The organism is Rhodococcus artemisiae, from assembly GCF_036327795.1.
Lineage (GTDB): Bacteria > Actinomycetota > Actinomycetes > Mycobacteriales > Mycobacteriaceae > Rhodococcus > Rhodococcus artemisiae.
The window spans coordinates 1-21,614 of sequence record NZ_JAUTXY010000016.1 but is presented as its reverse complement, the minus strand read 5'-3'; the positions used below and the strand labels follow the sequence as shown (position 1 = coordinate 21,614).

22 protein-coding genes are annotated in these 21,614 nt (G+C 66.1%); 9 read left to right on the top strand and 13 right to left on the bottom strand.

Going from position 1 to position 21,614, the window contains the following annotated elements; translation table 11 throughout:
• Position 1: 1 nt before the first annotated feature.
• On the bottom strand, positions 2-790 hold the full coding sequence (locus tag Q7514_RS26445) for a siderophore-interacting protein (protein ID WP_330136248.1): 789 nt from the start codon (positions 788-790) through the stop codon (positions 2-4).
• A gap of 193 nt (positions 791-983) precedes the next feature.
• Between Q7514_RS26445 and Q7514_RS26440 the strand changes: the two genes are divergently transcribed.
• From Q7514_RS26440 to Q7514_RS26420, 5 genes are all read left to right on the top strand, one after another.
• Positions 984-1,796: a helix-turn-helix domain-containing protein gene (locus tag Q7514_RS26440; RefSeq protein ID WP_330136247.1), complete on the top strand. Its 813-nt coding sequence runs from the start codon at positions 984-986 to the stop codon at positions 1,794-1,796.
• A gap of 234 nt (positions 1,797-2,030) precedes the next feature.
• Positions 2,031-2,900 carry an ABC transporter ATP-binding protein gene (locus tag Q7514_RS26435; protein ID WP_330136246.1) on the top strand — a complete coding sequence of 290 codons (870 nt, stop codon included), beginning with the start codon at positions 2,031-2,033 and terminating at the stop codon, positions 2,898-2,900.
• Between the two features lie 93 nt (positions 2,901-2,993).
• Positions 2,994-3,983, top strand: a complete 990-nt coding sequence (locus tag Q7514_RS26430) for an ABC transporter substrate-binding protein (protein ID WP_330136245.1) — start codon at positions 2,994-2,996, stop codon at positions 3,981-3,983.
• On the top strand, positions 3,940-5,061 hold the full coding sequence (locus Q7514_RS26425; protein ID WP_408016190.1) for an iron chelate uptake ABC transporter family permease subunit: 1,122 nt from the start codon (positions 3,940-3,942) through the stop codon (positions 5,059-5,061). Before Q7514_RS26430 ends, Q7514_RS26425 begins: the two co-directional genes overlap by 44 nt.
• Entirely contained in the window at positions 5,058-6,143 is a 1,086-nt protein-coding gene (locus Q7514_RS26420) for a FecCD family ABC transporter permease (RefSeq protein WP_330136243.1), read from the top strand. Before Q7514_RS26425 ends, Q7514_RS26420 begins: the two co-directional genes overlap by 4 nt.
• A gap of 91 nt (positions 6,144-6,234) precedes the next feature.
• Here Q7514_RS26420 and Q7514_RS26415 read toward each other — a convergent pair whose 3' ends face one another.
• The 6 genes from Q7514_RS26415 to Q7514_RS26390 form a co-directional block, all read right to left on the bottom strand.
• On the bottom strand, positions 6,235-6,966 hold the full coding sequence (locus Q7514_RS26415) for an alpha/beta fold hydrolase (RefSeq protein WP_330136242.1): 732 nt from the start codon (positions 6,964-6,966) through the stop codon (positions 6,235-6,237).
• Complete coding sequence (locus Q7514_RS26410) at positions 6,963-8,012, bottom strand: isopenicillin N synthase family dioxygenase (protein ID WP_330136241.1); 1,050 nt, start codon at positions 8,010-8,012, stop codon at positions 6,963-6,965. The genes Q7514_RS26415 and Q7514_RS26410 overlap by 4 nt, the downstream gene beginning before the upstream one ends.
• The gene (locus tag Q7514_RS26405) at positions 7,993-9,387 is read right to left on the bottom strand and encodes a nucleobase:cation symporter-2 family protein (protein WP_330136240.1); all 1,395 of its coding nucleotides are present in this window, start codon (positions 9,385-9,387) and stop codon (positions 7,993-7,995) included. Before Q7514_RS26405 ends, Q7514_RS26410 begins: the two co-directional genes overlap by 20 nt.
• Before the next feature lie 126 nt (positions 9,388-9,513).
• Positions 9,514-10,482: an allantoicase gene (gene alc / locus Q7514_RS26400; RefSeq protein ID WP_330136239.1), complete on the bottom strand. Its 969-nt coding sequence runs from the start codon at positions 10,480-10,482 to the stop codon at positions 9,514-9,516.
• The gene (gene allB / locus Q7514_RS26395) at positions 10,479-11,834 is read right to left on the bottom strand and encodes an allantoinase AllB (RefSeq protein WP_330136238.1); all 1,356 of its coding nucleotides are present in this window, start codon (positions 11,832-11,834) and stop codon (positions 10,479-10,481) included. The genes alc and allB overlap by 4 nt, the downstream gene beginning before the upstream one ends.
• Complete coding sequence (locus Q7514_RS26390; protein ID WP_408016189.1) at positions 11,831-13,090, bottom strand: DUF6986 family protein; 1,260 nt, start codon at positions 13,088-13,090, stop codon at positions 11,831-11,833. The genes allB and Q7514_RS26390 overlap by 4 nt, the downstream gene beginning before the upstream one ends.
• A 194-nt stretch (positions 13,091-13,284) precedes the next feature.
• On the opposite strand from Q7514_RS26390, the gene Q7514_RS26385 reads away from it, so the two are divergent.
• Both Q7514_RS26385 and Q7514_RS26380 read left to right on the top strand, forming a co-directional pair.
• The gene (locus tag Q7514_RS26385) at positions 13,285-13,623 is read left to right on the top strand and encodes a helix-turn-helix domain-containing protein (RefSeq protein WP_330136236.1); all 339 of its coding nucleotides are present in this window, start codon (positions 13,285-13,287) and stop codon (positions 13,621-13,623) included.
• Between the two features lie 132 nt (positions 13,624-13,755).
• Positions 13,756-14,247, top strand: coding sequence for a hypothetical protein (locus Q7514_RS26380; protein WP_330136235.1), 492 nt, complete (start codon positions 13,756-13,758; stop codon positions 14,245-14,247).
• A 20-nt stretch (positions 14,248-14,267) separates the two neighbouring features.
• Here Q7514_RS26380 and Q7514_RS26375 read toward each other — a convergent pair whose 3' ends face one another.
• Together Q7514_RS26375 and Q7514_RS26370 are read right to left on the bottom strand one after the other, a co-directional pair.
• Complete coding sequence (locus tag Q7514_RS26375) at positions 14,268-14,864, bottom strand: ATP-dependent Clp protease proteolytic subunit (protein WP_330136234.1); 597 nt, start codon at positions 14,862-14,864, stop codon at positions 14,268-14,270.
• Positions 14,861-15,490 carry a ClpP family protease gene (locus Q7514_RS26370; protein ID WP_330136233.1) on the bottom strand — a complete coding sequence of 210 codons (630 nt, stop codon included), beginning with the start codon at positions 15,488-15,490 and terminating at the stop codon, positions 14,861-14,863. Before Q7514_RS26370 ends, Q7514_RS26375 begins: the two co-directional genes overlap by 4 nt.
• A 221-nt stretch (positions 15,491-15,711) precedes the next feature.
• Between Q7514_RS26370 and Q7514_RS26365 the strand changes: the two genes are divergently transcribed.
• Together Q7514_RS26365 and Q7514_RS26360 are read left to right on the top strand one after the other, a co-directional pair.
• Positions 15,712-16,671 (top strand): ferritin-like domain-containing protein, encoded by a 960-nt coding sequence (locus tag Q7514_RS26365; protein ID WP_330136232.1) that lies wholly within the window; start codon positions 15,712-15,714, stop codon positions 16,669-16,671.
• A 132-nt stretch (positions 16,672-16,803) separates the two neighbouring features.
• Positions 16,804-17,514: a type 1 glutamine amidotransferase domain-containing protein gene (locus tag Q7514_RS26360; protein WP_330136231.1), complete on the top strand. Its 711-nt coding sequence runs from the start codon at positions 16,804-16,806 to the stop codon at positions 17,512-17,514.
• 42 nt (positions 17,515-17,556) lie between these two features.
• On the opposite strand, the gene Q7514_RS26355 is transcribed toward Q7514_RS26360, so the two are convergent.
• From Q7514_RS26355 to Q7514_RS26340, 4 genes are all read right to left on the bottom strand, one after another.
• Positions 17,557-18,876, bottom strand: a complete 1,320-nt coding sequence (locus Q7514_RS26355; RefSeq protein WP_330136230.1) for an MFS transporter — start codon at positions 18,874-18,876, stop codon at positions 17,557-17,559.
• 40 nt (positions 18,877-18,916) lie between these two features.
• The gene (locus Q7514_RS26350; RefSeq protein ID WP_330136229.1) at positions 18,917-19,390 is read right to left on the bottom strand and encodes a VOC family protein; all 474 of its coding nucleotides are present in this window, start codon (positions 19,388-19,390) and stop codon (positions 18,917-18,919) included.
• Positions 19,391-19,459: 69 nt separating this feature from the next.
• The gene (locus Q7514_RS26345) at positions 19,460-20,062 is read right to left on the bottom strand and encodes a hypothetical protein (RefSeq protein WP_330136228.1); all 603 of its coding nucleotides are present in this window, start codon (positions 20,060-20,062) and stop codon (positions 19,460-19,462) included.
• A gap of 30 nt (positions 20,063-20,092) precedes the next feature.
• Entirely contained in the window at positions 20,093-21,505 is a 1,413-nt protein-coding gene (locus Q7514_RS26340) for a xylulokinase (RefSeq protein WP_330136387.1), read from the bottom strand.
• Positions 21,506-21,614: the final 109 nt, after the last annotated feature.

Here is a 21,614-nt window from a genome sequence, read left to right as displayed (position 1 = left end):
CTCAGTCCAGATCTGCGGGCCGATCGCCTGCCTTGTCGCGGGCCCAGTAGCCGATCACGTGATGGCGATCGCGAGCCGAGCCGAGTCGCCCGCGGAGGTCACGGCGAATTGCGCGGCTCGCGGCGGCCTCACAGGCGACCCACGCGTACCAGGGCGCATCGGGGACCGGAAGCTCACCGACCGCCTCGGGCAGAGCGCTGTCGCCGAGTCCGTTTCCGGTGCCGATGAGCCAGCGGTACTCGACGTCCGCAGCCGTGACCAACGTCAGGACGTCGTCGTGCTCAGCCACCTCCGCGACCACGATCGCGCGCACGGCAGCGTCCAACCCCTCGACGATGCGCCCGAGCCCCGGGAGCCCAGTCGCGTCGGCGACGAGGATCTGCACCTCAGCGTCAGCGGGCGGCTCGTAGTAGGCGCGGCTCCTACCGCCGTTGAACACCCCGATCACATGGCCCGGCTCCGCGCGCTCGGCCCAGGTGGACGCGATTCCGTGCCCGTGGACGGCGAAGTCGATGTCGAAGCGCCGCCCTCCGTCGTGCACGGCACGCATCGTGTAGTGCCGCCACGGTGGCTCCTCGCCCACCCACCCGGGTCCGTACTCCGGCAAGTTGAATGTCTCGACGTCGGCTGCCGTCTCGCCAGGGCGCGGGATGGCGATGTCGACACGCTCGTCGCCGACTCCGTCGACATGCCAGCGCCAGTCGCCGACAGCCTCGAGCGAGATACGGATCATGTGCGGGGACAGCCACGTTGCGTTCACAACGCGCGCCGGTGCGCAGGGAATGGCCACGGTAGGTCCTTCGGAGAACTGATGGATCGGATCTTGTCAGGTACATCCGAGCCTAGAAACGGGCGGAAACCCACGGCAAGGATCTCCAGAGACAAGTCATGTCGGGATCTGGACATCGAACCGGCACAGCGCGACACCCCACGCTTCCCGATTCTGGTTTAGGGTAGCCTCACAGAAATGCGGAGGGTGTGTCGTGACATCAGTGCTTGATCTCGTCCCCGAGGAGGTGCGGCCCCCTGCACGAGTCTCGGCGCCACGCCCCCGGAGGGCAGTGCCGGATTCGTTCTTGCTCACCACAGGGCTGTTCGAACAAGACGTGGCCGGCTATTGGCCACCGGACAGCCACGAGGAACACGAGCTGATCTGGCCCGAGCGCGGCGTGGTGACGATCCTGGTGGACGGCCGGTTGTCGACCGTGCTTCCGGGGTCCGGGCTCTGGATTTCCCGAGGTGTGGTGCATGAGACGCACTCCGTCCCTGGCGCCGCATTCCGGACGACTTTCTTCACCCCGGAGGCGTGGACTCCGGCGTGGAACGCAACCGCCCCGGTGAAAGTGAATGCGGCGGTGCGGCAGTTGCTGGTCCATCTCGCGCGCACCGGTATGCCGCGGGAAGAACGACTGCGTGCCCAGCAGGTGTGCATCGACATGCTGGAACCGTTGGCCTCCCATGACATCACGGTGCCGATCCCACGCGACCCCCGGATCAGGGAGCTGGTGGACAGCGTCCTGCAGAATCCCGCCGGGGAGCATTCTTTGGAGCAGTGGGCCTACATGTTGAATGTGAGCACACGGACCATCACGCGCGCGTTCTCGGCGGACGTGGCGATGAGCTTCGCGCAGTGGCGCCGCCTTGTCAGAATACGAGCGGCGTGCGGACTGCTCGCGGAGGGTAAGAGCGTCACGACGGCCGGACGCCGCGTGGGCTATGGCACGACCAGCGCGTTCGTGGCCGCTTTCCGTAAGGTCGTCGGCTGCACGCCAGGGGAACTACTCGCCGACGTGTGAGGCGAACACAGCCGCCTACGACAGTCCCGACTGCGACACAGGTAGTCCACACATCGACATGCGAGACTCCTAGGCTTCGAATTCGGGGAGGCTGCGGCCCCGGCACGATGTGTTCGAGTTGAGCGCAAGTACCTCTGCCCGGTCTCCGAATCGGCTCGCCGTATGCGCCCTGATCGTCATCCTCGTTGTGAGCAGCTCCGGCTGCCATTCGTCACACCTCCAGAAAGCACACTCGTGAACACTCGCACCGGGGCGGCGCTCTCCGAGACCCCGCGCACCACGGTTTCGACCGATCTGTGCGCAGACCGGGTCACCATCGGTTACGACAAGCGCATCATCTCCACCGACCTGAGCGTGAGAATCCCGCCGGGCTCCTTCACTGTGATCATCGGGCCGAATGCGTGCGGAAAATCGACGCTGTTGCGCGCCCTCTCGCGACTGTTGACACCGCGAGAGGGGACGGTACTGCTCGACGGCAAGGAGATTTCACGTTACCAGGCGAAGGCGGTCGCCCGCCGGATCGGGCTGCTTCCTCAATCCTCGATCTCACCGGACGGCATCACGGTCGCCGACCTTGTGGGCCGCGGGCGTTTTCCACACCAGAAGCTGCTTCGGCAATGGTCGAAAAGCGACGAGATCGCAGTGGCCGACGCACTCGAGGCCACCCACCTGACCGAACTCTCCTCACGCCCGGTCGATGAGCTCTCCGGCGGCCAACGGCAGCGCGTCTGGGTTGCGATGGCTCTGGCCCAGCAAACCCCTCTGCTGCTCCTCGACGAACCTACGACGTTTCTGGACATCGCCCACCAGATCGAACTGATGGAACTCTTCAGTGCCTTGCACAACGACGGTCACACCCTCGTCGCAGTGCTCCACGACCTCAACCACGCCGCGCGGTACGCGACACACCTCATCGCGATGAAGGACGGTCGGATCGTCGCCGAGGGACCCCCTGAACAGGTCGTCACGGTGCAGACGGTATCCGAGGTGTTCGGTATCGATTCCGTCGTCATCGATGACCCGATCACCGGAGGTCCACTGGTGGTGCCCTACAAGTCCACCGGGCCGTTGCGGCGGAGTACCTCGGCGGATGTGTCCGGATAACAGTACAAGCTGTCCGCCGAGGACGATGGTTGCCCGACTAGCCTCACTTAGGCAACCCTTCCCAAGTTCCCGTCGAAGTTCCGAAGGATCCCGATGCTCCAATCCGTCCCTACCCTCCGTCGTCTCGGGGCTTCGGCCACGATCATCCTGATCGGACTCGGGCTGACCTCGTGCAGCGAGTCCTCCGACGTCTCGTCCGCCTCCGAATCCACCACGCGCACCGTCGACACCGCGTACGGCGACATCGAGGTGCCCTCAGACCCGCAGCGTGTCGTGGCAGTGTCGTACGACACCCCCTGGCAGCTCGCTGCCGTGGGGGTCGAGCCCGTCGCGATGCAGGACTACTCGGCGTACGCGAGCGAATTCACCGCCGAGCAACAGGAGCTCATGGAGAACGTCAGCACAGTGGGAGCGTTCTTCGAACTCAACATAGAGGCCGTGATGGCTGCCGAGCCCGACCTCATCGTGGGCGACGTACTCGAGATCGACGAAGCCACCTGGGTAGAACTGTCGAAGATCGCCCCGACCGCGATCTACGAGGGCGCGTACCGCGGCGACTGGCGCGCGATCGGCGCGGGCGTGGCCGATTCGGTAGGCCGTGCCGGCGCATTCCAGGAGTCCGCCGAGACGTACGAATCCGAGCTTGCGCGCCTGCAGTCCGAATATGCCGAGGTGCTCGAGCGGCCGTGGGCGGCAATCGGCGCGGGGGACGTCGAGGGCGGTTTCTCGGTGCTCTATCCCGGTGGCTCCGTCGGGGCGCTCTACTTCGACGACCTGGGAGCGTCGTTCGCACCGGGCATCCCCGAGGAGGAGGACGGCGAGAAAGGGTGGATGTACATCTCGCCCGAGCTGACTCAGCCCGTGCTCGGCAAGGCCGAGATCATCGTGGGTGGAGCGCGGCCTGACGGCGAGTTCGTCGATTCGCTGCAGCTGACGACTTCTACGCCGCTCTTCCAGGAACTCCCCGCTGCTCGATCGGGCGACGTCTATTCGGTGTACTCCACGGTCACTGATTACGGCACCGCTCTCGCCTGGCTCGATGCGGTCGAGGAGACCGTGCTCGAACCCCTTGCTCGGGACTGAGGACGTGAGCGGCGCATCAACGCTCGAGGCGCACGAGGACACCGCCGTCACACAAGGCGTCGCGAGTGGTCCGGCCGTGCGATCGCTGGGGCTGCTGCTCGCCCTCGTCCTCCTCGCGGCGTGCGTCGCAATGAGTCTCGCTGTCGGGACGCGATCCGTGCCACCCGGCGAAGTCATGTCGGCTGTCGTCGACGCCCTCCGAGGGCGCAGCGCCGGCGGCGAGGTGCAGGAGATCGTCCTCGGTCTCAGACTCCCTCGCACGCTCGTTGGCCTGTTCGTGGGTGCTGCGCTTGGCGTCTCGGGCGCCCTCATCCAGGCTCTCACGCGCAATCCTCTGGCCGATCCCGGCATTCTCGGCGTGAACGCCGGGGCCGGGTTCCTCGTGACACTGGGAATCGGATTGTTCGGGGTCGTGGACGTACAAGGATATGTCTGGTTCGCGCTCGCGGGCGCCGGGGCGGCGACCCTCGTGGTATTCACCGTGGGCACGGTGGGAAGGGCAGGGGCGACGCCCGTGCGGCTCATGCTTGTCGGCGTCGCAGTGGGAGCACTGCTGGGCGGAATCTCGAGCATGATCGGCCTTCTGACACCGGGAGTATTCGATGGCATGCGCTTCTGGGGTGCAGGCACTCTCGCCTCGCGCGATGAGCATGTGCTGTGGACGACGGCACCCTTGATCGTCGCAGGGCTCGTGCTCGCGGGGCTCGTCGCACGCTCGCTCAACGCGGTCGCGCTCGGCGATGAGCTGGCGCGCTCGCTGGGTGTCCGCGTCGTTCGGACCCGTATCGTCGTCATCATCGCGGTGACATTGCTGGCCGGCGCAGCCACCGCCGCGGCAGGCCCCATCGGTTTCATCGGGCTCATGGTTCCGCACGTCGTGCGCTGGTTCACCGGGCCCGATCAGCGCTGGATCTTCGCATACACCGTCGTCTGCGCACCGATCCTGCTACTCGCGGCCGACGTACTCGGTCGTGTGGTGGTCTGGCCGCAGGAGATGCAGGCCGGAATCATCACCGCGTTCGTGGGCGCACCCGTACTGGTGATGTTGGCCCGGCGACGGAAGCTCACCGGCCTGTGAGCACGATTACAGAGGAAGCGCCCCCGGCCGGTCGGCGGACCTGGGTCGCGCGCGGGCTCCGCGGTGACAGGTTCTCGATGCGCATCGACGTGCGCTCGGTGACGGTGTCGGCCGTCAGCGCACTCGCCGCAGCGGCACTGCTGGTCGTGACACTGTCGATGGGCGACGTTGCCATCGCCTTCTCCGACGTCCTCGCGGTACTCGCCGGTCACGGCACGCCGAAGGCACAGCTTGTCGTCGGCGAATGGCGGTTGCCGCGCGCGCTCCTTGCGCTCGCGCTCGGCGCCGCGCTGGGACTCAGTGGCGCGGTATTCCAATCGCTCACGCGCAACCCCCTGGGAAGCCCCGATATCATCGGCTTCTCGACCGGCGCATACACAGGCGGGCTGGTCGTCATCCTCGCATTGGGCGGCAGCTATCTCCTCACGGCTGCGGGCGCGGTAGTGGGCGGTCTGCTCACAGCCGTAGTCGTGTACGGGCTGTCCCGCTCACGCGGCGCCGTGCAGAGTTTCCGCCTCATCATCGTGGGCATCGGTGTCTCCGCGACGCTCGCGTCCGTCAACACCTGGCTCATCACACGCGCCGACGTCGACGATGCGATGGCTGCGTCCGTGTGGGGCAGCGGCTCGCTCGGCGGCCTCGGTATGACGCAGCTCGTTCCCGTCCTCGCCATCCTGGCCGTTGTCGTCCCAGTACTGTTCACATACGGACCAGGATTACGGATGCTCGAGATGGGAGATGATCTCGCGCGCGCCGCCGGGACGCGAGTCGAGAGAGTGCGCCTCGGTGCAATGTTGTGGGCGATCGTGCTCGTCGCAGTCGCTACGGCCGCAGCAGGTCCGATCGCGTTCATTGCGCTCGTCGCGCCGCAGATCTCGCGGCGACTCGTCGGGACGGCCTCGATCGCGTTCGCGCCGGCCGCCTTGACCGGGGCGTTTCTTCTGCTGCTGTCGGACCTGCTCGCACAGCGGGTGTTCGCGCCCACGCAACTACCCGTGGGGATCATGACGGTCACGCTCGGTGGCGTGTACTTCGTTTGGCTGCTCGTGCGTGAGTCGACCGGGTACGCACGGCGCCGATGAAGCCGGGTAACAAAGTCTCCCTCACCCGCCCGGCCTTCCGCCGGTTCTGAACCATAGGTAACTCGGGCAAGCGGAGGAGACTCGTCGACTGCTATGCGAGGGAAGAGCACCACCGAACAAGCGCGGCGGCGAGCTCACCGGAGGCAGACAGCTGCGGCGCATGATCCGATTCGAGGGTCACGACGGACGCACCGGGTGTGAGCCGCTGCATCTCCCTCTGGGTTGCGATCGGGACCGAACGGTCCAGCGCTGCTTCGATGTACAGGCGCGGCACGGTCCCGAAACGTTCGGCCGTCCAGGTCGGCGCCATGAGCCGTGCGGTTTCGAGTTGCGGAACGAGCCGGCGTGCAGCGCCGATGGCGTCGGCAGCGCTCGCCTCGTGGAAGAACACCGCCGCACCTGCTTCCGGCGGGACGACGGTGCCGCGACCGTCGTCGGTAGGCTCGAGCCACGCGGAGATACCCACCGGCGGTTCGAGACCCAGTCCATTGCACAGCATCCCGAAATCGACGCCGGACGGCAGCATCATGCCCGCAACATACGCGACGCCGGTCACGCGGTCGGGCAGTATCTCCGCGACCTGTGTGACGACGATGCCACCACCCGAGTGTCCGACGAGGATGACCTCGTCGTCGAGTTCGGTCACGTGGTCGGCGATCACACCGGCGACATCGTCGACCGTGACGTCGTCTTCGCCCCACGCCCCCACTGCAGGTAACGACAGGGGGTGAGGCGTATGTCCCGCTGCTCGGAGCGGCGTGAGGATCGCGTCCCACACCCAGGGACCCGCCCAGGCGCCGTGCACCAGCACAACGTGGCTCACTGCTTGCCCGCCGCAGCCAGAACCCGGGCAGCTTCTCGGACGGCTTTGGCATTCGCCTTGCCCTGACGGGACCCCGCAAGCTTCGCTTCGATGTGGTCACGCACGGTGATCGGTTCGTAGCATTCGTCGTCGGCGAACTCCGGCAGCGTGGAGATGACTGCGTCGACGTTACCGTCGTGGAAGAAGGCGACCGAGCGCCGACGCTGGATCGTGCCGTCCACGATCGGTGGCTTGACGCGGTGCAGCGTGGACATCCACCGGTCGTTGGTGATGCGTGCGGTGAGATCACCGAGGTTGACGAGCAACGCACCCGGCTGCGGCGCGACGTCGTGCCACACACCGTCGCCGCCGAGAACCTGCAGTCCCGCGACGCAGTCGGCCCACAGCACGGTCACGATGCCGAAGTCGGTGTGTTCACCCATTCCGGTGAGGTCGCCGTCGACGGTCACGGCGCCTTCGGGTAGGGCGTAATTGTTCATGCGGAGTACGTCGATCGAGTGATCGGTCAGACGCGCGAAGAACTCCGGGTCCTGGCCGAGTGCATCGGAGAAGATCCGGGTGAGCACCCCGGCAACCCGGGAAGCCTCGGTGTAATACGCCTGCACCCGGTCTCGGAAGTCAGCGACCTCGGGCCACAGGTTGATCCCGTAGTCGCTTTCGGACAGGTCCAGATCTGTGAACGATCGTGCCTCGGTGCCGACGTTGAAGGCCTCGAAGAAGTCGTTCATCCTGCTGGCCGACTCCACACCGAGGCTCAGGCTCAGCGATTCGCTCTTCGGCGGGCTGTAACCTCGGTTGGCGCCCTCGACCCGGTACTGCTTCTTCTCGTCGAGCGGCAGACCGAAGAAGTCGTCGACGGCGCCTGCCAGCCCGTCGGTCACGTCGTCCGGGATCCTGTGTCCGAGAATCTGGATGAATCCGACCCGCGTACAGGCATCGTCGATCTCACCGGTTACCCGTGCGCGGTCGGCGTCGGTGCCTCCATGGACGTACGGTCCGATGTCGACGGCGGGCACATCGAAGGTGTCAGATGTGTGCGGGTTCATTGGCAACTCCGGTACGGGAAGAGGATTCGGGCGAGGGGACAGGGGTATCGTGACGAACGGCGGCACGGGCCGACGTTCCGAGCCTGGTGTGGTTGAACAGCAGGTTCAACGAGAATGCGGTGATCGCAGCAAGCGTGATTCCGCTGCCGAGGATGATCTGTGCGGCCGAGGGGAAATGCTCGAACAGTCCTTCGGCGAATTCTGGCAGCAGGCCGACTCCCACCGCGACGGCCGCGATCGTGGAGTTGATCCGGTCCGACATGTCGACCTTGCGCAAGGTTTCGATGCCGACGAGCGCCACCGTCGCGAAGAGGATGAGGCCGACACCTCCGATCACCGGCTGGGGCAAGGCCGCGACCACCGAACTTGCCTTGGGCAGCGCACCGAGAACGAGGAGGATCACGCCGGACGTGGCGGTGACGTATCGGCTGTGAACGCGAGTGGTGGCGACCGCTCCGACGTTCTGGTTGAAGACCGTGTCGACGAAGGCGTTGAAGATGCCGCCGAGAACGGCGGACAGTCCGTCACCGGCGAGCCCACGGGCGATGTCGGCTTTACCCAGCCGCCTTCCCGTGATCTCGCTCAAGGCAAGCATGCTCGCAGTGGACTCGGCGAACACGACAGCCATGACGATGCTCATCGCAACGACCGCAGTGATGGGAAATTCGGGAGCACCGAAGTGGAACGGCGCGGGAAAGCCCAGCCACGCTGCCTCCGAGACTCCACCCACATCGATCATGCCGAGGGGAAACGCGAGCGCGGTGCCGGCGAGAAGGGCGATGAGAACCCCGAGCTGCGACCAGATTCCGCGGCCGAGACATAGGAATCCCACCGCGACGGCGATCACCACACCGGCAAGCATGATGCTGGTGGGTGACGCGAAGTCCGGTGACGAAACGTCGTTGCCCACGATGAGGCCGCCCGCGACGCCGATGAGCGAGATGCCCACTACCGTGAGCACCGCGCCGGTGACCAGCGGCGGAAAGAACCTGACGATCTTGGCGAACGGCCAGGCCAGTGCAAGACCCACGATGCCGCCGACCAGCATCGACCCGTACACGGCCTGCAGTCCGTACTGGTTCGCGATGAGGATCATCGGTGTCAGGCCGGCGAAGGTGGCGCCGCAGATGATGGGCAGACGCACACCGACGAGCTTGCCCACACCGAGGCTCTGGATGACGGTGATGAGACCGGCGATCAGTAGATCGGCGCTGATGAGCATTGCGATGGTGTCGCGATCGAGGCCGACCGCGGCACCGAACACGAGGGGCACCGTGACGCACCCTGTGTACATGATCAGGACGTGCTGGAGCCCGAACGCGAACTGCCGGAGGAACGGCAACTTCGCGTCTACGGGGTGTACTGCTGTGTCCATGTGGAAGCTCCAGTTCGGATACAGGGCCGTATACGCTGACGAGTACATCGTCGGCCCTGGATTTTTCGAACTCGAGTCCGATTGTTTCGTGCCCGTAAGGAAGGGCTCACTGCCACCCGGCAGGAGCTATTCCAGGCGTCCGTTGACCCGCAGGCGAGCGATGCCACCGTCCGGATACACATCGAGCCGCACGAACTTCACCGGGACGTCGGAATCGACACGGAACCGGTGTCGGCAGTCCGGTAGCAGCCCGGTGCGAGGAAGCAGCTCTATCCACGCCGACTCGTCCGAGAGCTCTTCTTCCGTGGCGATTCCGCTCAGCCGTGCGAAGCCGGGGGCATTACCCACGAAGTAGGAGGTGTCGATCTCGACGTGATCGACCCGGCCCTCCCCCGCCAAACGCATGACGACGTAGTCGTTGCCGTCGTCGCGGCGACGCGCGTTTTCCCAGCCCTCCCCCATGTGGCGAGACCGGCCGGGGGCGATGATGTTGCGCGGCGACGAATAGAAACGGTTGGAGCACGCGACGACGTCACCTCCGTTCTCGAGCGCGGCGAGGTCGATGGTGCCGGTCAGGAAAGCCGGATCCGGTCGAGCTTCCCCGTGCACCCGGATCCGTGCCACTCCGCCGTCGGGAAAGATGTTGAGGCGCAGGTGTGTCCACCTGCGACTGCGTTCCACCGGGAAAGCGTTGGCAGTGTCACCCTGGAGTGCCACACGGTCGAGGATCGGCTCCCACGGCGCATCGAGCAGTTCCTGCTCCGTCGGGTATCCGTCGAGTTCGATGCCATCGATCGACGCGAAGGGCGGGAAATTGCCGGTGAACCAGGCGGTGTCGAGCACGATTCCTCGTACGATTCCCGGAACCCCGAGTCTCACGATGGCGAAGTCGTGGCCCGGTTCCCGGCGACGGCGGGTCTCCCAGCCGTCGTACACCTTCCCTTTGTGCCCGAACTCCGCGGGGTCGAATACCGGGAGTCCGGGAGAGATGAGATTCTCACGGCCGGCGAAGAACTCGTCGTTCGCGTAGACGACGGCTCCTGCGAGTTCACGGGAAGCCAGGTCGGGCAGCTGCAGAAACTCCGCGGTGGTCAAAGGTAGTCCTTCCGAGTCAGGACGGCGCCGCGCGGCGCCGGGTCGCGAGTGGGGTCGAGGGTGAGGGTGAGCGGCTCCCCCGCGAGCCAGGTCTGCCGGATGACACCGGCGAGTGCGCGCTCCGCGTAGGGAGTCACGGCGTTGCGGTGGTGCAGTCGCTCGGGGAAAACCACGAATGCGGCGTCGGGGGCGAAGACACACAGGTCGGCGATGCTGCCGACAGCAATGACTCCTCGGTCTTCCAGACCGACGAGTTTCGCTGTACCGCCGGCCATCCAGCGACACACGTCGACGAGGGTGTGCCCACGCCTGCGCGCTTCCGACCAGACGATGGAAAGACCGAGTTGCAGCGACGAGATGCCGCCCCACGCAGCCCCGAAGTCGCCGCTGACGAACTTCTTCAGTTCCGGTGTGCACGGTGAGTGGTCGGAGACGACGCAGTCGAGAGTGCCGTCGGAGAGAGCCCGCCACAGGCTCTCCCGGTTACGTGCCTCGCGGATCGGTGGACAGCATTTGAAATGCGTCGACCCGTCGAGGATCTCCTCGCTGAACAACGACAGGTAGTGCGGACACGTCTCGGCGGTGATCGGCACGCCGTCCGCCTTCGCAGCGGCGAGGAGCGGCAGGCTGCCGGCGTCCGACAGGTGCAGGATGTGGACCCGGCAACCCGTCTCCCGAGCACCTTCGATCACCTGCGCGACGGCACGGGATTCGGCCTCGGGTGGCCTCGAGTCGAGAAAGTCGTCGTACTTCTTTCCGGCGGGCTGGGTTTGGGCATCGAGGGTCGGTCCGTCCTCGGCGTGCACGATGAGCAGTCCGCCGAATCCTGCGACGACCCGCATCGCATCGAGCATCTGCTGCCGGTCGAGCGGTGGGTATTCGTCGAGTCCCGAATACGCGAGGAAGCATTTGAACCCGAATACCCCTGCATCCCAGAGCGCTTCCAGTTCATCCAGATTTCCGGGAACAGCACCACCCCAGAATCCGACATCGATCGTCACCTTCTCGGCCGCGACCTTCCGCTTCACCTCGAGTGCCTCGACGTCGGTGGTCGACGGGATCGAATTGAGGGGCATGTCGATCAGTGTGGTGACGCCGCCGGCGGCGGCGGCGCGGGTGGCGCTCGCGAAACCCTCCCATTCGGTGCGCCCGGGTTCGTTGACGTGGACGTGGGTGTCGACCAGGCCCGGAAGCAGCACCTCGTCGTCGGCGAGGAGCACTTCGCGGACACCGGGAGGTGACGCGCTGTCGTACTCGTCGATAGCGGTGATCCTGCCGTCGCGGATGTGCACGGCACAGCTGCGTTCCTGATCGCCCACGACAGCGCGGCGTGTGCGGATGACTGTGTTCACTGCACTGCCCCCGACGCCCTGAGCGCGATGAGTTCGCCGAGCCCTACACCTGCGTGTCCGGATATGTCTGCGTCGGTGATCGCACCGCACGCGTGCCCACGGAGCAGGAACGATGCGAGGGCGCGGGCCGTGGCGGGTTCGTCGAGATAGCCCGAACTCTTCCCGGGGTCGAGATAGGCGGCGACACGCGCGCCCGCAACCGGGAGGGACCGACGGTAGAAAGCAAAAGTCGCGGCGAACCGGGTAGGAAGCTGCGCCGGGTGCAGATCCCACCCCTGGTAGAAGCCGCGGCGCAGCGACCGGTCGACGAGTCGTGCGTGCAGTCCCCAGGCCGCGCGGATGTCGTCCTCGGGGCCGACCGGGAGGCGATTGGTCGAGCCGTCGGACAACCGCACGCCGGTTCCTGCCGCCGCGACCTGCATGGTCGCCTTGGCATGGTCGGCGACTGGATGGTCCATCGCCTGGTACTCGGCGGCGATGCCACATGCGGCCGAATAGTCGTAGGTGCCGTAGTGCAGAGCGGTACATCGCCCTTCCGCGGCGCGGATCATCGTCGCGACCGCGGCGGTTCCGTCGGGGCCGCAGATGGACTGGGGCGTCTCGATCTGGATCTCGAACCCGAGTGGCGCGGGGAGTGAGTACGTCCGGTCGAGGTACTCGCACATGGTGATCATGGCCCTCACCTGCTCCGGTGCGGTGACCTTCGGCAATGTGACGATGAAACCGTCGGGCAGAGAATTTTTCTCGGTAAGTGCGGCGATGAAGGCATCGAGGGTGCGCAGTCCGCGGTGTCGGGTCGAGGCCTCGAAGGATTTCATCCGGATTCCCGCGAAGGGGGTCACGCCAGGGGCGGCGGCGAGCGCTGCGGCCGCCCGTGCGCAGTGTTCGTCTTCGTCGCGGTCGCGATCGGTGACACCGCGCTGGACGAATCCGTCTTCGAAGTCGATCCGCAGGTCCTCGATCGGCTCGTTCCGCAGTTTCGCTCGGACCAGGGGCAGGACCGCGTCGGCGATCTCCGGTTCGATGCCGATGACGGCGGCGAGATCGGATGACCCGCTGATGTGGGCATCGAGGGTGCCGAGCGCTTCCGCTCCCCACCGCGAGACCGTCTCGGCGTCGTACCGGTCTGCGGCCACGTACACGGTGTGCACCGGTTGTCGGGCGACGGTGTCGCCGGGGTAGGCAGCGGCGTAGGCCGCATCGACATCCGCGAGTTGCCCGTCCAGTGCTGTGGCGAGGTTCTCCAGTTCGGTCAAGCCGACCACTCCTGTCCTGCATCCACCGCTGTATACGGCGTGATGCACCGACGGTATCGACGGCAGGTCATGCGTTCCGTTAACTGACGTTACGGACCGGTAACGCCCTCGGCCAGAGGAGTCGGGGGAGCGCGTGTGTTCGTCGACAGCGGAACCGAGCCCGCGTCACGCTCTGCGGCGGAACAATGGGCGGCATGGAACCGGAGCCACGGAAAGTCGTCGATCTCGGAGCCGCGCGCGCTGCACGCGAGCCGCGGCTTCTGCGTCAGGTCTACGGCGAGGTCCTCCGCAACGAGCGGCGCGACCAGGACCGCAGCCTCGACGACGTCGCCCGCGCTGTGGGGATGTCGAAGCAGTATCTGTCCGAGATCGAGCGGGGGCGCAAGGACCCGTCGTCGGAGATACTCGGTTCTGTCTGCAATGCGCTGGGTATGCCGGTGGAGCAGCTCCTCGAGCGGGGAATTCGCCGTATGTCGGCACATCGCGCGATCGGGACCACGCAGCAGACAACTGTGGAACTGCGCGCGGCCTGACTCTGATCCGCGAAGCGAATCAACAGATTTCGACACTTCGGTCTCCGGATTCGTTGCACAATGCCACAATCGGCAGGGCAAGCAATCATCCACAACGTGAGAACCCACGTTGCCGATTTGTGAAGGAGTGGCATGTACCGGAAGGTTCCCGGTCTCGTCGTCACCTCGTTCGTTGCCGCCACCGCTGCTGCTCTCACACTGAGCGCAGGCGCCCACGCGAACCCCCTGGGGTCCCTCGACCTCGATCCACCGGCCGATCCCGTCGAAACGCCGTTCTGCAGCATCGAATACCCCGACCCCAACCAATTCGACCGCACCGACACCAGCGACGTGACGGTCGCCTCTCCAGCGGGCGGGCAGGTGCGGTTCACCTTCCACACACGGTCACAGACCTCGGCACCGTACACACAGGCCGCGTCGGTGACCTGGGCGAATCTCGACAGCGGGATCAGCGGTGTCGGCAACACCTCGGCACGAGTCGGAGCGGGTGAGACGACCCTCACCGTGCCGGTGCAGGAGACGGGCCCGGGTCGCATCACCGCGGTCACACGGGTCACCAACACTGCAGACAACGGGCAGGACGTCACCACACTCGATTGTTCCTCCGAGTACACGGTGCCCTGACGCGCCTCGTTCTCACTGTCCTAGCCATCGTCGCGGTTGACGATGATGTGGTCGGCGAGCCCGTAGGCGACGGCCTCTTCCGGAACGAAGATGCGGTCGCGGTCGGTGTCGCGGCGAAGTTGCTCCACGTCGCGCCCGGTGTGCGCCGAAAGTATTTCCTCGGTCTGTGCGCGTACCCGCATCACCTCCGCGGCCTGCAACGCGAGATCGGAGATGGTGCCCTGGCCCTGCGACGACGGCTGGTGGAGAAGCACTCTCGAATGCGCGAGCACATGCCGTCGTCCTTCCGCGCCGGCAGCCAGGAGAACAGCCGCGGCCGACGCGGCTTGCCCCATGCAGTACGTCGCGACCCCGGCCCGCAGGAACTGCATGGTGTCGTAGATCGCGAGCATCGCTGTGGTCGATCCACCCGGCGAGTTGATGTACAGCCCGATCTCCCGGTCCGGGGACTCGGCTTCGAGGTGCAGCATCTGGGCCATCACGACATTCGCGACGCCGTCGTCGATCTCGGTGCCGAGGAAGACGATCCGCTCGTTGAGGAGACGGCTGAAGACGTCGAACGATCTCTCCCCCGCCGGTGTGCGTTCGATGACGTTGGGGATCGTGTACGAGCTCATCCGACATCCTCCTGCCGATCGGTGAACAACCCGAGCGGACGTGTCGCCGCAAACGGGGCAATTTCCTGCAGCGAGCCCACGACGGCATCGACGATGCCGTACTCGCGAGCCTGCTCTGCGGTGAACCACCGGTCGCGGTCACTGTCGCGGTTGATCTCCTCCACCGAACGCCCCGTGGCGTCAGCGAGGATCTGCTGCGACTGCTGCTTCATGTATTCGAGGTGCTCGGCCTGGATCGCGATGTCGACTGCCGTACCGGCGAACCCGGCGGACGGCTGGTGCATCATGATGCGGCTGTGCGGCAAGCTCAGCCGCTTACCTTTCGATCCCGATGCCAGGAGCACCTGACCCATGCTCGCGGCGAAACCGGCAGCGACAGTGACAACGTCGTTGGGGATCAGCCGCATGGTGTCGTAGATCGCGAGCCCGGCAAGGACCGATCCTCCGGGAGAGTTGATGTGGAGGACGATGTCGCGCCTGTCGTCGTCGTTGGCGAGCAGCACCAGTTCCGAGCAGACTCGTTCGGCCATCTCGTCGTCGACTTCGCCGGTGAGGAGGAGCGTGCGATGCCGGAAGAGTCTTTCGACGAGGGTGTCGCGATAGGTGGATGTTCCGTTCGTTGTCATGCGACCACCTTTGCCGCCGTCGGCGTGAATCGGTCCGTTTGTCCGCCCAGGGCAGACGGCGTTCCGGAGCGCGACTTCCACCCCGAAGCATGTGCCATCGGTCACATAAGCGTTGGCGGGCGCGGATCCGGGTAGTCGAGAGTAGTCACGTCGCGATTCCGATCGATGTGAATTCGTCGGTAGGCCACCGACCCTTCCAATACAAAGGAGGCGAACGCACCATGACCGAGAACCGTACCGCCGCGTTGCTCACACAATTGCGCACACTCCACGAACTGACCCATGCCGAGACTCAGGTTGCCGAGACCCGCGTCGCTCAGGCCCGTACCGAAGCGGTACGCAAGGAGCTGACCGAGAACGCGGAGAATTGTCGGATCCGCGCGATTGCCGTCGAAGAAGCCATCCGCGACCTCGGCGGGTTCCCGGATATAGTGGGGCCGTTCCTCGGACGAGCAGCCATCACGGTGAAAACCCTGGCCGAGCAGGCGCAGCCCCTCGACGAAGCGCTGTTGTCGGACCTCGCGCTCGAGCATCAACTGCTCGACCGTGCCCGCTACGTGAAAGCGCTGGCCACCGCGGATGACCACACGCCCATCGTGTCACTCGCCGACCGCCTGATCACGGCCCACACGGCGACGCTGGAATGGCTGACCACCGTCCTCTCAGAGGAAGCCCTCGGGGGACCCACCGCTCTACACCGCACTCCCCTCCAGGCCGCAGCCGGTGCAGCGGTGCGGCTGGTCAATGCGCCTGTCACCTGGTCGACCCGCGGAATCGATCGAGCGATCGATGCCGCACGATCGACGCGACCCCGCATCGAATCACTGCTCTCGCGGGGCGCGCATGCCGGTGACGTCGCGGCCGAGACGATCGGTGCGTCGCGCGACGCCGCCCTCGAGACGGCCGAGCGCGTGAGTCGGCGCGAAGGGGCCGAGAGGGCCGCGGACGCCCTGCACAAGGTCCGGAGCGAATCGGGAGTGCTCGCCCCGGAAGAATTGCCGATCCGTGACTACGACGATCTCACCGTCCCCAAGGCCGTCGAGGCAGTCAAGGGACTGAGCGAGCCCGCAGGCATTCGCGCCATCGTGGCATACGAGGAAGCCCACAAGGCGCGGCACGGCGTTGTCTCGGCTGCTCAGACCCGTCTGGCTGCCATTGCGCAGGACGTGGTCGGCATCTGATCGCTACCCCCGCGCGGCAATTCCGTCACGATCGCCGGGTTGGGTTCGGACCCGGCGATCGTCTCGGGCTGTTCCGTGTCGCCGGAACCCACAGTGGGTACACCATCGGTACACCCCTCGGAAGGACTCTCGATGACCGATCTTCTGTTCGTCGTCAGCGCAGCCGATCACTGGACTCTCCAGGACGGCACCCGACATCCCACCGGTTTCTGGGCGGAAGAACTCGTGGAGCCCTACACCACATTCACCGAGGCCGGCTACACCATCACCGTCGCGACTCCGGGCGGGCGCACCCCGGTCGTCGACCCTGGGAGCCTCGAACCCGACGCGGCCGGAGGCGAGGACCGCGCCGCTGCGCTGAAGACGTCCCTCGACAAGCTACATCCCGTGCTCGCGGATGCTGTACCGCTCGAAAGCCGACGCGCCGAGGATTTCGATCTGCTGTTCGTGCCCGGTGGTCATGCGCCGATGGAGGACCTTGCCGTCGACGAACGATTCGGTGAACTCGTGCGGCATTTCGTCGAGTCCGACAAGATCGTCGCGATGGTGTGCCACGCACCCGCAGCGCTGCTGCCCGCGTTCGCGTCGGGAGGGCGCTGGTTGTTCTCAGACTACCGATTGACGTCCTTCACGAACCTCGAGGAAGTACAGGCGGGACTCGCCGACAAAGCCCCTTGGTTGCTGCAGGACCGGCTACAGGAGGCCGGCGCGGTGTTCTCCTCCGGTGACCCGTGGGAACCGCACGTCGTGGTCGACCGAACCCTGTACACGGGTCAGAACCCGGCGTCGTCGCGCCCGCTGGCCGAACGTGTCGTCGCCGACCTGTCTGCTCGTTCCACATGATGACCGGCCCCATCACCGGTCTTGCCGCTGGTGAAACTCCCGCTAGTCTTCGAGCGCTTCCCGGGCACGTTCCGGCAGGGTGAACGCGGCGACGGCTGCGACGACGAACGATGCCGCGAAGGCACCGAAGACCAGGGCGTTGCCGCCGCCATCGAGCAGCAACGGCACCAGGAGCGGAGCAATGATCGACGCGAGTCGGCCGAACGCTGCGGCTGCACCCGTGCCGGATCCGCGTACCGGAGTCGGGTACAACTCCGGCCCGATCGCGTACAGCGCACCCCACGCACCGAGGTTGAAGAACGACAAGGCCATGCCGGCGGCGATGATCGCTGCGGGTGTGTCGGCCAGTCCGAACAGCGCCGCCGACACGGCCGATCCCGCGAGGAACGCCGCCAGGGTGATGCGCCTGCCCCACACCTCGATCAACCACGCGGCGACGCCGTAACCGGGTAGCTGGGCAAAGGTGATGATCAGCGTGTAACCGAACGAAGTGACCAGATCGAAGCCCTGTGCGACGAGCAGGCTCGGCAACCAGATGAACGCGCCGTAGTACGAGAAGTTGATGCCGAACCAGACGATCCACAGCCCGGCGGTGCGAGCACGCAGTCCCTCGTCCCAGATCGATCGCCGCGGCACCTCGGTCGGCGCGGGCTCGGCCGGTGCGTCGACGATCCCCTCTCCCGGGGCCGCGACTCCCGCCGAGCGTTCGTAGTCACGGACGATGGCCTCGGCGTCCGCGTAGCGCCCCTTGCTCTCGAGGAACCGCACCGATTCCGGCAGCCCGAGACGCACGACGAGCGCGTACGCGGCGGGAAGGAGGCCGATCGCGAGAGCCCACCGCCACCCGTCGTCGTTCAGCGGCACGACGAAGTACCCGATCAAGGCTGCGAGAAGCCATCCGGCGGCCCAGAAGGCTTCCAGCGCCACCACCACGCGACCACGGATCTTGCGCGGCGCAAACTCGCTGACCAGCGTTGACGCGACCGGAAGTTCTGCGCCGAGCCCCAGGCCGACGACGAAACGAAGGGCTATGAGCATCGCGACCGACGTAGACAACGCCGCGGCGCCCGTCGCCAGCCCGTAGACGAGGAGGGTCATGGCGAACACCTGCCGGCGGCCGATGCGGTCGGCGAGCAGACCACCGACAGACGCACCGATCGCCATGCCGAGGAATCCGATGGAGCCGATCCACGACAACTGGGTGGACGACAGATTCCACTGGACCGCCAGCGCCGCCATGACGAAGGAGATGAGACCGACGTCCATCGCGTCGAGCGCCCAGCCGACACCCGATCCGCCCAACAGCCGACGGTGCTTGGCGGTGAACGGCAGTTGGTCGAGTCGCTGGGTGCGCGTGGTCATGGATCGGGAAGTTACACCCGGCGACTCGGTTGCGGTGCACTCAGCCGCGCGCGGCCTCCTCGAGTGGGGCGATCTCGATCTTCCGCATTTTCATCATCACGTCGCTGACCCGCTCCGCGACCTTCGGATCGGGGTCGGTGAGCAGTTCCATGAGTCGTCGCGGCACCACCTGCCACGACACCCCGAACCGATCCTTGAGCCAACCGCACTGCGATTCCTCACCGCCGTCGGCGATGAGCGAGTTCCAGTAGTGATCGACCTCGTCCTGGTCACCGCAGTCGATCTTGAACGACACGGCCTCACTGAATGTGAACTGCGGACCGCCGTTCAGACCGGTGAATCGGGAGCCGTCGAGTTCGAATTCGACGGTCAGGACGGTACCGGGCGGGAACGGCCCGTCCTCCGGGTAGTAGGAGGTGCTCAGGATCTTCGAATTGGGGAAGACGGAGGCATAGAACTCGGCGGCTTCCTGCGCGTTCATGTCGAACCACAGGCACGGGGTGAGGGCGGGCATCACGAGGCTCCTTCATAGGTGGTGCGGGTGTCATATGGACTGACCGCCACCGAAGCGAAACCTCATCGCTCACTCGACGGCGAACCGAACAGGTGGCTCTCGGAGCACCCGGTCGGGCCACAGGCTTGCTCCGGCATGACCGAGCAGCAGTTTGGTGTAGTACACGGGCGCGAACCAGGGCGCGGTGCGAGACGACCCGAGTGCCCGGTCCAAGGCGATGCCACCCACGGCCAGCGCCGCACCGAGCGGGCGCCGATATCGTGGGGTGGCACGAATCGCGACGGTCGCGGCCATCATGTAGCCGTACTGCGCGCCCGCCCACAGCCACACCGGCATGCGGTTCGCCTCGTCCCGATCCCACCAAGCAAAGACGAACGGATGTACGTGCAGTGCAGCAAATTTCAGGTGATCGGTTCCGGACGCGCCGGGACGCTCGTACCAGCGGGCGCACGCACGAGTGTTGTTCACCCATGCCCCACCCCACAGGTCGACCGCACACGCGCGAAGAGTCAACGATTCGGCGCCGGACAGGTCGCGCGATCGGCGGGAGAGCGTCGGTGCTGCGATCGCGCCGAGCACCGATAGCGCCGCGGTGACCGTGTTTTCCACGGGTCCCGCTTCGGGCCCCACGAACTCGTCCCACGCCTGTCGAAATCTTCCTCGTGTTCCCATGCCTGCCCAGTCTGCCACCGACACCCTGTTTCAGGGGCCGACACCATCCGTCAGATCCCGCACTTCGGCGTAGCGCTGACGGACATACGGGGTCGGGTCGGCCTCGTAGCGTCGAATCTCGCCCTCCGCCCACTTCGGGGGTTCGTCTCCACCGCGAAGCACCCATGCCGCCTGCCGCGCTGCACCTCGGGCGACGTACTCGCCTGGTTCGGGTACGTCCACCGGCAGACCGAAGATCGCCGGTGCAAGCTCGCACAAGGCCTGGGACCTTGCCCCTCCCCCGACCATCAGTACCCGCCGCACCGGTGTGCCCTGACCGATGATGTGGTCGATACCCTCGGCCAGCGAACAGAGCAACCCTTCGACGGCAGCGCGGGCCAGGTGGGCGGGCGTCGAATTCGTCAGTCGTAGACCGTGGATCGCGCCTGTCGCGTCCGGACGGTTCGGGGTGCGTTCGCCCTCGAGATACGGCACGAGCACGAGGCCGCCGCTGCCCGCGGGAGAAGACAGCGCGAGTCGCGCCAGTAGGGCGTGTTCTACGCCGAGCATCGCCGCGGTCGCGTCGAGGACCCGGGCCCCGTTGAGCGTGCACACCAGCGGCAGGTGTCGCCCGGTGGCATCGGCGAACCCGGCAACGTATCCGTCGGGGTCGCGAGGCGCGGTGGCCGACACGGCGCATACGACGCCGGATGTTCCGATCGACACGATGACGTCGCCTTCGCGGGAACCCAATGCCAGTGCCGCGGCAGCATTGTCGCCGGCTCCGGGACCGAGCAGCGCGCCCCAAGATGTTTCCCCGACAGAATCGACCGGCCCGGCAATGGATGGCAACGCCGGACTCGATCGTCGCAGTGCAAGTTCGAGCAGATCGCGACGGTAGTCGCCGGTAGTGGCATCGAAGTAGCCGGTGCCACTCGCGTCGCTGCGGTCGGTGGCGAGTGCGCCGAGGTCCGAGCTGCCTGCAATTCGCCACGTCAACCAATCGTGCGGGAGGCACAAAACAGCGGTGCGCGCGGCATTGTCGGGTTCATGGTCTGCGAGCCAGCGGGCTTTGGCGATGGTGATCGAGGCGACCGGCACTATTCCGACGGCGTCCGCCCATGCCTCGGGCCCACCGAGATCGCGGACCAGATCCGCCGCCGATACAGCAGATCGATTGTCGTTCCACAGCAGAGCATCTCGAATCACCTGACCGGAGGAGTCGAGGCACACCATGCCGTGCTGCTGCGCACCCACCGACACCGCGGCTACGTCCTCGAGGCCTCCGGCCGCGGCGATCGCCTCGTCGAGCGCCGTCGACCATGCGAGAGGATCCACCTCAGTTCCGTCCGGGTGCGTCGCTCGGCCTTCCCGAACCACGGCGCCCGTGTCCGCGTCGCACACCATCACCTTGCAGGATTGGGTGGACGAATCCACACCGGCTACTACAGAGGTTTCGGTAATTGAGTTAGTGGTGGTCACAGGGAAAGCCCGGTGTGATCGAGGAAGCCGTGGCACAGGTCGTAGTTCGACCCGATCCGGACCAGCCCGGCTTCGGTCGCCACGCGAACTT